General features: G+C 73.6%; 9 protein-coding genes. 6 read left to right on the top strand and 3 right to left on the bottom strand.

Annotation, left to right across the window (positions count from 1 at the left end; translation table 11 throughout):
* Window positions 1-18: 18 nt before the first annotated feature.
* A complete protein-coding gene (gene glmU / locus ACE3UN_RS06445; protein ID WP_374674089.1) occupies window positions 19-1,434 on the top strand; it encodes a bifunctional UDP-N-acetylglucosamine diphosphorylase/glucosamine-1-phosphate N-acetyltransferase GlmU in 1,416 nt (471 codons plus the stop codon).
* 31 nt (window positions 1,435-1,465) lie between these two features.
* Here glmU and ACE3UN_RS06440 read toward each other — a convergent pair whose 3' ends face one another.
* The gene (locus tag ACE3UN_RS06440; RefSeq protein WP_374674088.1) at window positions 1,466-4,708 is read right to left on the bottom strand and encodes a glycosyltransferase; all 3,243 of its coding nucleotides are present in this window, start codon (window positions 4,706-4,708) and stop codon (window positions 1,466-1,468) included.
* Window positions 4,709-4,875: 167 nt separating this feature from the next.
* Here ACE3UN_RS06440 and ACE3UN_RS06435 point away from each other — a divergent pair, with 167 nt between their 5' ends.
* Complete coding sequence (locus ACE3UN_RS06435) at window positions 4,876-6,762, top strand: potassium transporter Kup (RefSeq protein WP_374674087.1); 1,887 nt, start codon at window positions 4,876-4,878, stop codon at window positions 6,760-6,762.
* A gap of 122 nt (window positions 6,763-6,884) precedes the next feature.
* On the opposite strand, the gene ACE3UN_RS06430 is transcribed toward ACE3UN_RS06435, so the two are convergent.
* Window positions 6,885-8,177: a M16 family metallopeptidase gene (locus tag ACE3UN_RS06430; RefSeq protein ID WP_374674086.1), complete on the bottom strand. Its 1,293-nt coding sequence runs from the start codon at window positions 8,175-8,177 to the stop codon at window positions 6,885-6,887.
* A gap of 85 nt (window positions 8,178-8,262) precedes the next feature.
* Between ACE3UN_RS06430 and ACE3UN_RS06425 the strand changes: the two genes are divergently transcribed.
* From ACE3UN_RS06425 to ACE3UN_RS06410, 4 genes are all read left to right on the top strand, one after another.
* Window positions 8,263-9,441, top strand: a complete 1,179-nt coding sequence (locus ACE3UN_RS06425) for a benzoate/H(+) symporter BenE family transporter (RefSeq protein ID WP_374674085.1) — start codon at window positions 8,263-8,265, stop codon at window positions 9,439-9,441.
* 85 nt (window positions 9,442-9,526) lie between these two features.
* Window positions 9,527-10,111: a hemerythrin domain-containing protein gene (locus ACE3UN_RS06420; protein WP_374674084.1), complete on the top strand. Its 585-nt coding sequence runs from the start codon at window positions 9,527-9,529 to the stop codon at window positions 10,109-10,111.
* A gap of 15 nt (window positions 10,112-10,126) precedes the next feature.
* On the top strand, window positions 10,127-10,525 hold the full coding sequence (locus ACE3UN_RS06415) for a response regulator (RefSeq protein ID WP_374674083.1): 399 nt from the start codon (window positions 10,127-10,129) through the stop codon (window positions 10,523-10,525).
* Window positions 10,526-10,655: 130 nt separating this feature from the next.
* Window positions 10,656-12,620: an aminotransferase class I/II-fold pyridoxal phosphate-dependent enzyme gene (locus ACE3UN_RS06410; RefSeq protein ID WP_374674082.1), complete on the top strand. Its 1,965-nt coding sequence runs from the start codon at window positions 10,656-10,658 to the stop codon at window positions 12,618-12,620.
* A gap of 46 nt (window positions 12,621-12,666) precedes the next feature.
* Here the strand turns inward: ACE3UN_RS06410 and ACE3UN_RS06405 are convergent, their stop codons facing one another.
* Window positions 12,667-13,305 (bottom strand): dockerin type I domain-containing protein, encoded by a 639-nt coding sequence (locus ACE3UN_RS06405; protein ID WP_374674081.1) that lies wholly within the window; start codon window positions 13,303-13,305, stop codon window positions 12,667-12,669.
* Window positions 13,306-13,428 lie beyond the last annotated feature (123 nt).

The following is a 13,428-nucleotide window of genomic DNA, read 5'->3' as shown; positions in this document are numbered from 1 at the left end:
CGGCAGGCGAAAGAATCCATGGCGCTGAACGTCGTCATCATGGCCGCGGGCAAGGGCACCCGCATGCACTCGGCCACCCCCAAGGTGCTGCACCGCCTGGCCGGACGGCCGCTGCTGCAGCATGTGCTGGACCGCGTGGCGCCGCTCGCCGGCCGGTTCGGCGAGGTGCACGCGGTGGTGGTCACGGGGCACGGCGCCGAGCGCGTGGAAGCCCTGGTGGGCGAGCACGCGCGCTGTGTGCGCCAGGAGCCGCAGCGCGGCACCGGCCACGCGGTGCAGATGACCGTGCCGGCGCTGGACGACGCGGCCGACACCACGCTCATCCTCAACGGCGACGTGCCGCTGATCGGCACCGACACCGCCGCGGCGCTGGCGGCGGCCTGCGGCGGGCAGCGCCTGGCCCTGCTCACGGTGATGCTGGACGACCCCACGGGCTACGGCCGCATCGTGCGCGCCGCGTCGGGCGCCGGCGCGGCGGGCGACCCGGTGCAGGCCATCGTGGAGCACAAGGACGCGAGCCAGGCGCAGCGCGCCATCCGCGAGGTCTACACCGGCATGATGGCCGCGCCCACCGCCGCGCTGAAACGCTGGGTGATGGCGCTCACCGACGACAACGCCCAGCGCGAGTACTACCTCACCGACATCGTCGCCATGGCGGTGGCCGAGGGCGTGCCCGTGGTGGCCAGCCCGGCCGCGGACGAGACCGAGGTGCTGGGGGTCAACAGCCCGGCGCAGCTGGCCGACCTGGAGCGCCGCCTGCAGCGCCGCCTGGCCGGGCAGCTGATGGACGCGGGCCTGCGACTGGCCGACCCGGCCCGCTTCGACCTGCGCGGCACGCTGGCCCACGGCCGCGACTGCGAGATCGACGTGAACTGCGTGCTCGAAGGCGAGGTGCGGCTGGGCGAGGGCGTGCGCATCGGTGCGAACTGCGTGATCCGCGATGCGCACATCGCCGACGGCGCGGTCATCCACCCCTTCACCCACATCGAGGGCGCGGGCCCCGGCGCGCAGGCCGTGCAGGTGGGTGCGGGCGCCCTGGTCGGCCCCTTCGCCCGCCTGCGGCCGGGGGCGGTGCTGGGCGACGAGGTGCACATCGGCAACTTCGTCGAGGTGAAGAACTCCACCCTGGCCCGCGGCGCCAAGGCCAACCACCTGGCCTACCTGGGCGACGCCAGCGTGGGCGAACGCGTCAACTACGGCGCCGGCTCCATCACCGCCAACTACGACGGGGCGAACAAGCACCGCACCGTGATCGAGGCGGACGTGCACGTGGGCAGCAACTGCGTGCTGGTGGCGCCGGTGACACTGGGCGCGGGCGCCACCATCGGCGGCGGCTCCACCATCGCCAAGGACGCACCGGCCGGGCAGCTCACGGTGGCGCGCGCCAAGCAGGTGAGCCTGGCGGGCTGGCAGCGTCCGCGCAAGAAGGGCTGACGCGGTCGGGCCGCGGGGCGGCCCGCGGTCGTCAGGCCAGCAGGCGCGCCATCAGGGCCTCGGGCTGGTCCGCCAGCGCGATGGGCAGGTAGATGGCATCGGCGCCGGCTTCCTTCAGCCGGCGTGCCTGGGCGCCGAGGTCGAACACCGCCACGCGGCGCCCGGACTGCGCCGCCGGCGTGAGCACGTAGCAGAAGGTCTCGGGCCACACCGACGGCAGCAGGATCAGGTCGGGCGCCAGCGCCGCGATGCGCTCAGGCAGCTGCGCGTCGTCGTAGGCGCCGAGCACCTCGACCCCGGCCGCACGCAGGGCCGCGTCGTCCGGCGAGTAGCCCAGCAGCGTGAAGCGCACGCCGGCCTCGGCGGCCGCCCGGCTGCCGGCCAGGCCGCGCAGCACGTGCAGTCCCTTGATGGGGCTGAGCGCGCCGATGACGAGCACATGGCGCACGGGGCCGCGCGCCGGGCGGTCCGCAGGCAGCACGAGCGGCTCGTGCGGCACCACCTCCACCCGCACCGACGGCACGTAGTTCACCATGCGCGCCGCCACGTCGAGGTCGGGCGCGGTGACGCGCTGCGCCGCCTTCAGCAGCTGCGCGTTCACCGCACGCCAGCCGGCGATGGGGCCGCAGCGCTGCGCCAGGCCGTCGCTCTGCAGGCAGCGGTCGCAGCTCGGCCGGTCGGGCTCGCCGCAGTAGCGCCCGGTGGGGCCCACCAGGTTGATGCGCGGGCAGACGAGGTGGTAGTCGTGCAGCGTGACCTGCAGCGGCGCGCCGATCGCCTCGCACAGCGCGGGCAGCACCCGGTGCAGGGCCGGCGCGTGGTCGGCGAGGTGGTGCAGGTGCACCTCGCCCACGTCGAGCGAGCGCAGCAGCGCCACCAGCAGCGGGCCGGGCCGCCCGCCGCCGCCCGGTTCGGCCACGGGCACGGCCTGCAGGTTGGGCAGGTCCAGGGCGCCGTCCAGCGCCGTCAGCGCGACGCAGCCCGGCCGGCGTGACGGCCGCAGCGCCACGGTGCCCAGGCCACGTTCCGCCGCCAAGCGCCCGGCGGCCTCGGCCTCGTGCCGCGCCGTGCCGCCGCCGCGGGCGTGGTTGATGCTCAGGACCAGCCCGGCCCCCAGCGAGCGCTCGGCCACCCGGCGCAGCCGCGCGGCATCCAGCCGGGCGCGCGCCGCCGCCAGCGGGTCGGCGGCGATCCAGGCCTGGATGCGCGGCAGGTAGTCGGGATGGCGCTCGCGCAGCACCGCCAGCCCGGCGCGGGTGCGCTCGCCGGCCTCGCCGGCGAAGCTCACCGAGCCCTGGTGCATCACGTACACGTCGCAAGCCACCAGCTGCACCCAGCCGGCGGCGTTGGCGCGCATGCACCAGTCGTTCTCCTCGCCGTAGCCGCGGCCGAAGCGCTCGACGTCGAGCAGCCCGACCGCGTCGATGGCGGCGCGCCGCATCCACATGCAGAAGCCCACGCCGGTGGGCACCTCCACGTGCAAGCCGGCGTTGGCCTGCGCGGCCAGGGCGTCGAGCAGGGCGTCGTCCGCCTCCAGGCGTTCCCAGTTGCTGTGCTGCGGCCGCGGGTAGCTGCACACCGTGGCGTTGTTGGACAGCGGGGTGACGGACGCCGCCCGCGGCTCGGCCCGGCCGTGCGCCACCAGGCGGTCGAGCCAGCCGGCATGCACGCGCGTGTCGGCGTTGAGGATGACGACGTCGCGTTCCCAGCTCAGCGCGAGGCCGGCATTGACGCTGGCGACGAAGCCGCGGTTGCTCTCGTTGACGACCAGCCGCAGCAGGCCCAGGCCCGCCAGGTCGCGCAGCATGGCCGACAGGGCCGGCTCTGGGCCGCAGTCGTCCACCACCACGAGCTCGAACACGGTGTCCACCGGCGCGCTGAGCACGCTCCACAGGCAGCGCAGCGTCTCCTGCGCGCCGGCATACACCGGCACGATCACGTCCACGGTGGGCACGCCGTCCGGGCGCCGCAGCGTGCGCCAGGGCGCCGGTTCCAGGAAGTCGCGGCCCTCCAGCCGCCAGGGCACGGCCCACGGCAGGCGGCCGGGCTCCGCCGGCTGGGCGTCCGCCGGCAGTCCGTCGAGCAGGTAGCGCTGCAGCGGGTCGACGGGCGCGGCGGGGCCGCCGCCGCCGGCGCCCAGGCGCTGCAGCAGGCCCGGCCGGGCGCCCGCACTGGGCTCGAAGCGCGGTGCCGTGCGGCGTCCTTCCGCATGGCCCCAGTGCACCAGATGCAGCAGCGGGTCGACGCCGCTGGCGGCCACGTCCGGGTTGGCCTGCAGGTAGTAGGCCGGATCGAACCAGGCGCACGGCGACAGGCCCTGCGGACGGCCCACCAGTGCGTAGTGGAGCAGCCGGTTCACGCCAGGGTGGCGGCGGCCCGGCAGCTGGCCGAGGTAGTGGCGCGGGTCGAACAGCACCATGGGCACCATGCCGCGCGCGTCGCCGTGGCGCACGTAGTGGCGCAGCGCCGTCAGGCCGGCGTGCTCGGCCGCCGGCACCTGGGCCTCGTAGCAGGCCTTGTCGAACAGCCCCGTCGCGCGGGTGAGCGCCACCTCCCAGCGCTCGGCCCACGCGGCCAGCGCCGGCCGGGCGCGCAGCGCTGCCAGCCAGGCGAGCGCCCGCTCGCCGTGGCCCGGGCGGGCCAGCCAGCGCCCCAGCCGGCCGCGCGGGGCGATGCGCCAGGCCGGGCGGTGAGGCGGCTCGGCGCGCGCGGCCAGCGCCACCGGGTCCTCGTGCAGCCAGGCCGCCACGCCCGCCGACTCCGCCAGCAGCCGCAGCGCCTGCCGCGCCGCCGGGGACACGGCCGGCCAGGCGCGGGCCCAGGCGATGTGCTCCAGCGCCAGCAGCGCCTGGTGGGTGCGGCGCGCCGGGTCGTCCAGCGCCAGGGCGTCCTCCAGGCGGCCGGCCAGTTCGTCGCGTCGCAGCGTCCAGGTGCCGCCCAGGGGACCACCGCGGCCCTCCACCTGCAGTTCCAGCTGCGGCGCGTCGCCGACGCCCGCCCACAGGCTGCCCGGCACCTCCAGCTCGACGCCCACCTGGTCGTCGGCGAGGTGCAGGGCGTCGGCCACGTCGCGGCGCGAGCTGCGGCGCAGCGGCACATCGCACAGCACGCCACCACCACGCAGGCGCAGCGGCTCGCGGGCGCTGGGGGTGTCGGCCACCCAGCCGCGCAGCAGCAGGCCTTGCCAGCCCTCCATGTGGGCCGGCGGCATGGCGCCCGCCAAGGGGGCAACCGGGGCAGCCGGGGGAGCCAGGTCGGTGGGGTCGGCGGTCATCTCCGGGGTCGCATCGGGGTGGGCAGCGGCGGCACCGGTGGCCCACCGCGCCCGGCCGGGTCGCCGGGCGGCGCGATTCTCGGCCAATTCTTCGCCGCACCGCACAAATCTGCACAATAGGCGGCTTCGCGGTCCACCGCGCCCCGCGCCCGCCACGCGCACGTCCTTTGAGCCACTCCGCTTCCGCCGCCCGGTCGCCGTCCGCCACCGCCTTGCTCACGCTCGGTGCGCTCGGCGTGGTCTACGGCGACATCGGCACCAGCCCCCTGTATGCGCTGAAGGAGGTGTTCCACACGGGGCATCTGGCCGTCACGCCGGCCAATGTGCTGGGGGTGCTGTCCCTGATCTTCTGGACGATCACCGTGATCGTCTCCATCAAGTACGTGCTGCTCATCCTGCGGGCGGACAACAACGGCGAGGGCGGCCTCATCGCCATGCTGGCGCTGGCCACCACCGCGGTGCAGGGCAAGCCGCGGCTGCGGCGGCTGCTCATGGTGGTGGGCATGTTCGGCACCGCCGTGTTCTACGGCGACGGCGTCATCACGCCGGCCGTCACGGTGGTGGGCGCCATGGAGGGCCTGAAGGTCATCTCGCCCGGCCTGGACCGCTACATCGTGCCGCTGTCGCTGGTGGTGATCACCGGCCTGTTCGCGGTGCAGCGCTTCGGCACGGCCGGCATCGGCCGCTTCTTCGGGCCGCTCACGCTGGTCTGGTTCACCGTGCTGGTGCTGCTCGGCGCGCCACAGGTGATGGACAACCCCGCGGTGCTGCAGGCCGTGAACCCGGCGCTGGCGGTGGGCTTCATCATTGACCACCCGGGCGTGTCCTTCGTCATGCTGGGCGCCCTGGTGCTGGTGGTCACCGGCGGCGAGGCGCTGTATGCGGACCTGGGGCATTTCGGCAAGCAGCCCATCCGCATCGCCTGGTACGCGGTGGTGATGCCCGCGCTGGTCATCAACTACTTCGGCCAGGGCGCCCTGCTGCTGCGCCAGCCGGAGGCCATCGAGAACCCCTTCTACCTGCTCGCGCCGGACTGGGCCCAGCTGCCGCTGCTGGTGCTGGCCACCATGGCGGCGGCGGTGGCGTCGCAGGCGCTGATCAGCGCCGCGTTCTCCGTGACCAAGCAGGCCATCCAGCTCGGCCTGCTGCCGCGCCTGCAGATCCGCCACACCTCCGTGCGCGACACCGGCCAGATCTACGTGCCCTTCGTGAACTGGTCGCTGTACGTGTTCATCGTGCTGGCGGTGGCGCTGTTCGAGACCTCCAGCCGGCTGACCAACGCCTACGGCATCGCGGTGACGATGGACATGACCATCACCACGGTGATGACCTTCTTCGTCATCCGCTACGGCTGGCGCTACCCGCTGTGGCTGTGCGTGGCGGCCACGGGCTTCTTCTTCGTCATCGACATCTTCTTCTTCGCCTCGGCCACGCTGAAGCTGCTCAGCGGCGGCTGGTTCCCGGTGCTCATCGGCGTGGGCATGTTCACGCTCATGCTCACCTGGAAGCAGGGCCGGGCCATCATGCAGGAGCGCGTGCGCAACGAGGCCATCGAGCTCGAGGGCTTCCTGGACGCCGTGTTCGTGAGCCCGCCGGTGCGCGTGCCCGGCACGGCCGTGTTCCTCGTCGCCGAGCCCACCCTGGCGCCCAACGCGCTCATGCACAACCTGAAGCACAACAAGGTGCTGCACGAGTACAACGTGTTCGTGCACGTGAAGCACCACGAGATCCCGTGGATCGGCTTCGACAAGCGGCTGAGCGTGGAATCGCTCGGCCACGACTGCTGGCAGGTGACGCTGAACTTCGGCTTCAAGAACGACCCCGACGTGCCGGAGGCGCTGCGCCTGCTGGAAGGCCGCGGCGTGCCGCTGGACGACATGGACACCAGCTACTTCCTGAGCCGCGACATCGTCATCCCCACCTTCGGCGAGGGCATGGCCATGTGGCGCGAGAAGCTGTTCGCCAGCATGCACCGCAACGCGGCGAACATGGGCGACTTCCTCTCGCTGCCGTCCAACCGCATCGTCGAGCTGGGCGCCAAGGTCGAGATCTAGAGCCCCCACGGCCCCCTGCCAGGGGCCTGCCCCCCGAGGGGGCTCGCGCAGCGGGCCGGCAGAGCCGGTCCCGCGCACGCCACTTGAAGGGCAGCGGCGGCTGCGCAGGGCGGCAGATGGGATCAGGCGGGGCCGAGGCGGCGCAGGCGGTCGACAGCGGCGCGGGGGAGGTGGCCGGCAGCACCGAGCGCGCGCGGGCCGGCACACAGGCCGGCAAACACCTGCCGCACGTGCTCGGGCAACACGCCCTCGAGCGCACCTCGGCGCTCCGCCAGCGGGCGCACACGGCCGAAGTTGAACAGGTCCAGCACCGCCTCCTCCAGCCGGCGCCCCGGGCGCTCCCACTGGCGCAGCCGACGCACCGCCAGCTGGCGCCGCGCCCGCTCGAGCTGCGCCGGATCGACACGGCGCGCATGCGCTGCCAGCAGGCCCTCGACCTCGTCGGCAAAAGCCGGCAGGTTCTCTGGCGCCAGCGAGGCCTCGATGACGAACTGGCCGGCCAGGTCGTCCAGGTCGGCCGAGCAGGCGGCGTAGTACACCAGGCCCAGGCGCTCGCGCAGCGTGTCCATCAGCGGCGAGCTCATGCCCTCGCCCAGCACGGCGGCCGCCACCTGCACGGCCGTGTGGCCGGGGTCGGTGACGGGCAGCGAGGGGAAGCCGAACACCACATGGGCCTGGCTCTGGCCGGCCATGTGCTTGATGCCCCGGCCGCCGCGGAACACCGGCGCCGCCACCGTGGGCGGGGCGCCGGGGGGCAGGCTGCCCAGGGCGCGCGCGGCCGCGTCCACCACCTGGTCGTGGTCCACCGGGCCCGCCGCCGCCACCACCGTGTGGCCGCCGGTGTAGCGGCCGGCCACGTAGGCCTGCAGGTCGTCGCGGCCGATGCGCTCGATGCTGGCGCGCCGGCCGATCACGGGCCGCGCCAGCGGGTGCTCGCCCCAGCAGGCCTTGTCGAACAGGCGGAAGGCGGTGTCGAAGGCGTCGTCCTCGGTCTCGGCCAGCTCCTGCAGGATCACCTGGCGCTCGCGCTCGAGCTCGTCGGCCGGGAAGCTGGAGTCGCGGACGATCTCGCCGAGCTGGCGCACGAACTCGGGCGCGTCCGCGGCCAGGCCGCGCATGTGGTACGCGGTGTGGTCCTTGTCGGTGTGGGCGTTGACCTCGGCGCCCAGGCGTTCGGCGTCCCAGTTGATCTGCTGGCAGCTGCGCTGGCGCGTGCCCTTGAAGGCCATGTGCTCGGCCATGTGGCTGATGCCGCCCAGGCGGGCGGGCTCGTCGCGGCTGCCGGTGCGCACGAACACGCTCACGGCGGCGGTCTCGATGGCCGGCAGGTGCAGGGTGAGCACCCGCACGCCGTTGGGCAGGGTGCTCAGGCGGGTGTCGGCGTCGGGGGCGGTGCGGGGCGCGGCAGGAGGCACAGGGGGGCGGGCGGGGCAGGCGGTGGTCATTGCCGCCAGCTTAGCCGCCCGGCGATGCCCCGGGCGGCGGCTATGCTGCGCGGCCATGTCGAACCCGCACCCGCCCCGGCCGTCCTTCCTCCGCGACCTGTCCCTGCCCGCCGTGGTGGCCGGCTTCGTGGCGGTGCTCGTCGGCTTCACCAGCTCGGTGGCCATCGTCTTCGCCGCGGCCCAGGCGCTGGGCGCGAACCCGGCGCAGACGGCGTCGTGGATGTGGGCGCTCGGCCTGGGCATGGGGCTGACCAGCCTGGGCCTGTCGCTGTGGTACCGCCAGCCGGTGCTCACCGCCTGGTCCACGCCCGGCGCGGCGCTCATCGCCGCCACGCAGGGCTTCGGGCTGGCGGAAGCCACCGGCGCCTTCGTGGCCTGCGCGCTGCTCATCATGGTGGCCGGCTACAGCGGCCTGTTCCAGCGGGTGATGGGCCGCATCCCGATGGCCATCGCCGCCGCGCTGCTGGCCGGCGTGCTGGCGCGCTTCGCCTTGAATGCCGCCTCGGCCGCGGCGACTGCGCCGGTGCTGGTGGTGGCCATGGCGCTGGCCTACCTGGCCGGGCGCCGGGCCTGGCCGCGCTACGCCGTGCCGGGGGTGCTGGTGGCCGGCATCGTGGTGGCGGCCGTGCAGGGGCGCGTGCACCTGCACGGCGTGACGCTGGCCTGGACGGCGCCGGTGTTCGTGATGCCGGCGTTCAGCGTGCCGGCGCTGGTGGGCATCGGCCTGCCGCTGTTCGTGGTGACCATGGCCTCGCAGAACCTGCCCGGCGTGGCCGCCCAGCGCGCCTCGGGCTACGAGATCCCCGTCTCGCCGGTGGTGGGCACCACCGGCCTGGCCAGCCTGCTGCTGGCGCCCTTCGGCGGGTACGCGCTGAACCTGGCCGCCATCACCGCCGCCATCTGCATGGGCCGCGAGGCGCACGAGGACCCGGCGCGGCGCTACACCGCGTCGGCCATGGCCGGCGTGTTCTACATCGCGCTCGGCCTGGCCGGCGGCGCGGTGGCCGGGCTGCTGGCGGCGTTTCCGCCGGAGCTGGTGGCCGCGGTGGCTGGCCTGGCGCTGCTGGGCACCATCGCCGGCGGCCTGTCCACGGCGCTGGCGCACGAGGCGCACCGCGACGCGGCGCTGCTGACCTTCGTCGTCACGCTGTCGGGCCTCACCGTGGCGGGCATCGGCTCCGCGTTCTGGGGCGTGGTGGCGGGCAGCGTGGCCCTGGCCTTCCAGCGGCGCTGAGCGGCCAGGCCGGCTGGTACGCCGGTTGCCCAGGCCTGCGGGTCATCCAACCAGTTCGCCCCGCCGGGCGAGGAGAGAGGACCCCATGGCCACCCGCAATTCGTCCAGCCGCCGCAGCACGGGCCGCAGTGGCACCGGTACCCGCACCGCGTCCCGCAGCGGCGCGCGCGCCCGCACGCCCGACGCCATCGCGCTGCTGCGCGCGGACCACAAGCTCGTCTCGGAGCTGTTCGAGCAGTTCGAGAAGACGCGCTCGGCCAACCGCAAGCGCGGCATCGTCGAGCAGATCTGCCAGGAGCTCACCGTGCACGCGCAGATCGAGGAGGAGATCTTCTACCCCGCCTTCAAGGAGGCCCTGCGCGACAAGGAGCTGGTGCCGGAAGCGCGCGTGGAGCACGAGACGCTCAAGAGCCTGATCGCCCAGGTGCAGGGGGCGGAGCCCGACGGCGAGGAGTACGACGCCAAGGTCAAGGTGATGGGCGAGTACGTCAAGCACCACGTGAAGGAGGAGCAGGGCGAGATGTTCAAGAAGGCCAAGGCCTCCCGGCTCGACCTGCAGGCCCTGGGCGAGCAGCTCATGCAGCGCAAGCAGGAGCTCATGGGCGAGCTCGGCGGCGAGGAGACCGGCGAGCTGGCCACCGAGGACATGGGCCAGTCCGACGACCGCTGACGACGCCCCCCAACCATGACCGCCGACCAGCCCGCCGTCTCGACCGGAGACGCCACCCTCGACACCCGGGTGCTCGTCATCGACGACGACCCGGACGCCCGCAGCACGCTCGCCGAGGCGCTGGCCGATGCGGGCTGCGACGTGCGCACCGCCGCGGACGGCGTGGCGGCGCTGGCGGTGCTGGCCGAGCATGCCCCGCACTGCGTGCTGCTGGACGTGCAGATGCCGGGGCTGGACGGCCTGGCCCTGGCGCGTCGTGTGCGGGAGCAGCATGGGCACGACGTGGTGCTGGTGGCCATCACCGGCCAGAGCCCGCGCGAGGAGCGCGTGGACGCCACCTTCCAGCTGGTGGACCACTGGTTCACCAAGCCGGTGGACATCCCGGCGCTGCTGAAGCTGCTGCGCGCCGGCTGACGCCCCGGCGGCGCCGCGCCCGGGCCTTTGTCGGCCGGACGCGCGCCGAACCGAGGATTCCTCGGCGGATTGGTGCCTACACTGGGCGGTTTCGCGCGCGGACGGCGCGCTCACCGCGGAGGAATCGCCCATGCAGCCAGCCACCCATGTGCTCGTCGTCAGTGCGGACGAGGAGTGGCGCGCCCAGGTCGTGCAGGGGCTCAATGCCGCCGCGGCCCGCCTGCCCAACCCCTTCGGCCTGGTCGCCGTGGGCTGCCCCTGCGACGCGGCCAGCGCGGCCGAGGCGGTGCTGGCCACCGGCCCCACCCAGGCGGACCTGCAGGCGGTGGTGATCGACCACGGCCCGCGCGGCGCCGGCGCGCAGGGGGCGCAGGCCGTGCTGGCGGCCCAGCGCATCATCGACCTGCGGCCCGAGCTGTCGCTCTACATGGTGCTGGAAGACGACGCCGACAAGCTGCTGGTCGAGCAGCTGGCCAGCAACGCGGTGGACGGCTACTTCTTCCGCGGCGAGCAGGACCACACCGGCTGGTTCCGCATCCTGGCCGCCGAGATCGCCGAGAAGGCCGAGACCCCCTTCTACGACGCGCTCAAGGACTACGTGGCGCAGGCCAAGGACAGCTGGCACACCCCCGGCCACGCCGGCGGCGATTCGTTCCGCGGCAGCCCGTGGGTGGGCGATTTCTACGACTTCGTCGGCGAGGAGATGCTGCGCGCCGACCTGTCGGTGAGCGTGCCCGAGCTGGACTCGCTGCTGCACCCCACCGGCGTCATTGCCCAGGCGCAGAAGCGCGCCGCCAAGGCCTTCGGCGCGCGCGCCACCTTCTTCGCCACCAACGGCACCAGCACCTCCAACAAGGTGATCTTCCAGACCCTGCTGGCGCCGGGCGACAAGCTGCTGCTGGACCGCAACTGCCACAAGTCGGTGCACCACGGCGTCATCCTCTCGGGCGCGCGCCCGGTGTACCTGGATTCGTCCGTGAACCGGCACTACGGCATCTTCGGCCCGGTGCCCAAGGCCACGCTGGAGCGCGCCATCGCCGAGCACGCCGATGCCAAGGTGCTCATCCTCACCAGCTGCACCTACGACGGCCTGCGCTACGACCTCAAGCCCATCATCGCCATGGCGCATGCCGCAGGCATCAAGGTGATCGTGGACGAGGCCTGGTACGGCCATGCGCGCTTCCACCCCGAGCTGCGGCCCACCGCGCTGGAGTGCGGCGCCGACTACGCCACGCAGAGCACGCACAAGGTGCTGTCGGCCTTCTCGCAGGCCAGCATGATCCACGTGAACGACCCCGGCTTCGACGAGCACCTGTTCCGCGAGAACTTCAACATGCACACGTCGACCAGCCCGCAGTACACGCTGATCGCGAGCCTCGATGTGGCGCGCCGGCAGGCGGTGATGGAGGGCTACCGGCTGCTCGACCGCTGCCTGAAATACGCCTTCGAGCTGCGCGAGAAGATCAACGCCACCGGCGCCTTCCGCGTGCTGGAGCTGGACGACCTGCTGCCCGAGGAAGTGCGCGGCGACGGCATCCGCCTGGACCCGACCAAGCTCACCATCGACATCTCCGCCAGCGGCTACTCGGCCGACGAGCTGCGCGCCGAGCTGATCGGCCGCTACAACATCCAGGTCGAGAAGAACACCCACAACACCCTGACGCTGCTGCTGACCATCGGTACCACGCGCAGCAAGGTGTCACGCCTGTTCGACGCCATGCTGCGCCTGGCCAAGGAGAAGCGCCCGCCGCGCGTGTACCACCGCGTGCCCGAGGCGCCGCGCTTCACCGAGCTGGCCTGCCTGCCGCGCGACGCCTTCTACGAGGCCGGCGAACGGCTGCCGCTGATCGACGAGCAGGGCCAGCCCAACGCCTCGCTCGCGGGCCGCATCTGCTGCGACCAGATCGTGCCCTACCCGCCCGGCATCCCGGTGCTGGTGCCCGGCCAGGTGATCGACCCGGTGATCGTGTCGTACCTGGTGCGCCTGCTGCAGACGCAGAAGTCGATCGACCTGCACGGCCTGGCGCTGGTCGACGGCGAGCTGCACCTGCGCGTGCTCAAGCCCGAGGAGCGCGCCGCGCTGCCCGCGCGCTGAGCCGGCGCACGCCGCCCTGCGCCGGCGAAGGGCGGCGGCGCAGGGCTCACAGGCCGGTCACGGCGCTCAGCCGCTCGTCCGCGAACGGCACGGATTGGCCATCGGACGAGTTGTGCCAGGTGCGCCGGACCACGCCGACGCCTTCCGCATACCAGGTGGACACGACCGTGGTCGACGTCGGCCAGACGCTCCCGGTGGTGAGGACCATGCGCGCCAGGGTCGTCTGGTCGACGCGGACCGCCTGCACCGTGCCCAGGTCTGCGCCCAGTGACACCGATTCCCGGCCGATGACCCGGCTGAAGATGGCGGCATCCAGGCTGTCCATGCGGCCGTCGGCATCGACGTCCGCAGTCGTCAAGGTCCTCTCGTCGAGGTAGACGATCTGATCTCCCTCGCGCACCGGGGACCGCAGCAGCACGGGATCCACGATGTCGGTGGTGCCGTCCTCGTCGAGATCGACGCCGCCGGGCCGGATCACGTGGCCGCCCTCCAGCGCGATGACCACGCTCGCCGGGCCCGTCGCGAACTGATTGCTCGCCGCTTCCGTGACCCCGCGCGGCGCTCCGGTGTGGGTGACGACATCGGTATACGGCACGCTGAAGTCAGGCGAGCCGAAGTACTCGCCGGCATAGGTCCATGTCGCCCCAGGCGCCAGCGGCCGGAGGGAGGCGGCCTGCAGGGCCAAGGTGGCGCCCAGGGCGGGCGCGGCGGGCACCAGGCCCGTCGGGGCCGGTGCCGGCGGGTCCCCTGAGGCGTCGCCACCGCCCCCGCACGCGCTGAGTGCGCACACGGCCAACGCGGCTGCGGC

Origin of the sequence: Ideonella sp., from assembly GCF_041918995.1 — a bacterium.
Lineage (GTDB): Bacteria > Pseudomonadota > Gammaproteobacteria > Burkholderiales > Burkholderiaceae_C > Ideonella.
This window is presented reverse-complemented; position numbering and strand designations above follow the sequence as displayed.

Excerpts from the sequence above, each read along its gene's own strand:
- glmU (WP_374674089.1), top strand. The coding sequence starts at position 19 with ATGGCGCTGAACGTCGTCATCATGGCCGCGGGCAAGGGCACCCGCATG.
- ACE3UN_RS06440 (WP_374674088.1), bottom strand. The coding sequence starts at position 4,708 with ATGACCGCCGACCCCACCGACCTGGCTCCCCCGGCTGCCCCGGTTGCC.
- ACE3UN_RS06425 (WP_374674085.1), top strand. The coding sequence starts at position 8,263 with ATGTCGAACCCGCACCCGCCCCGGCCGTCCTTCCTCCGCGACCTGTCC.
- ACE3UN_RS06420 (WP_374674084.1), top strand. The coding sequence starts at position 9,527 with ATGGCCACCCGCAATTCGTCCAGCCGCCGCAGCACGGGCCGCAGTGGC.
- ACE3UN_RS06415 (WP_374674083.1), top strand. The coding sequence starts at position 10,127 with ATGACCGCCGACCAGCCCGCCGTCTCGACCGGAGACGCCACCCTCGAC.
- ACE3UN_RS06410 (WP_374674082.1), top strand. The coding sequence starts at position 10,656 with ATGCAGCCAGCCACCCATGTGCTCGTCGTCAGTGCGGACGAGGAGTGG.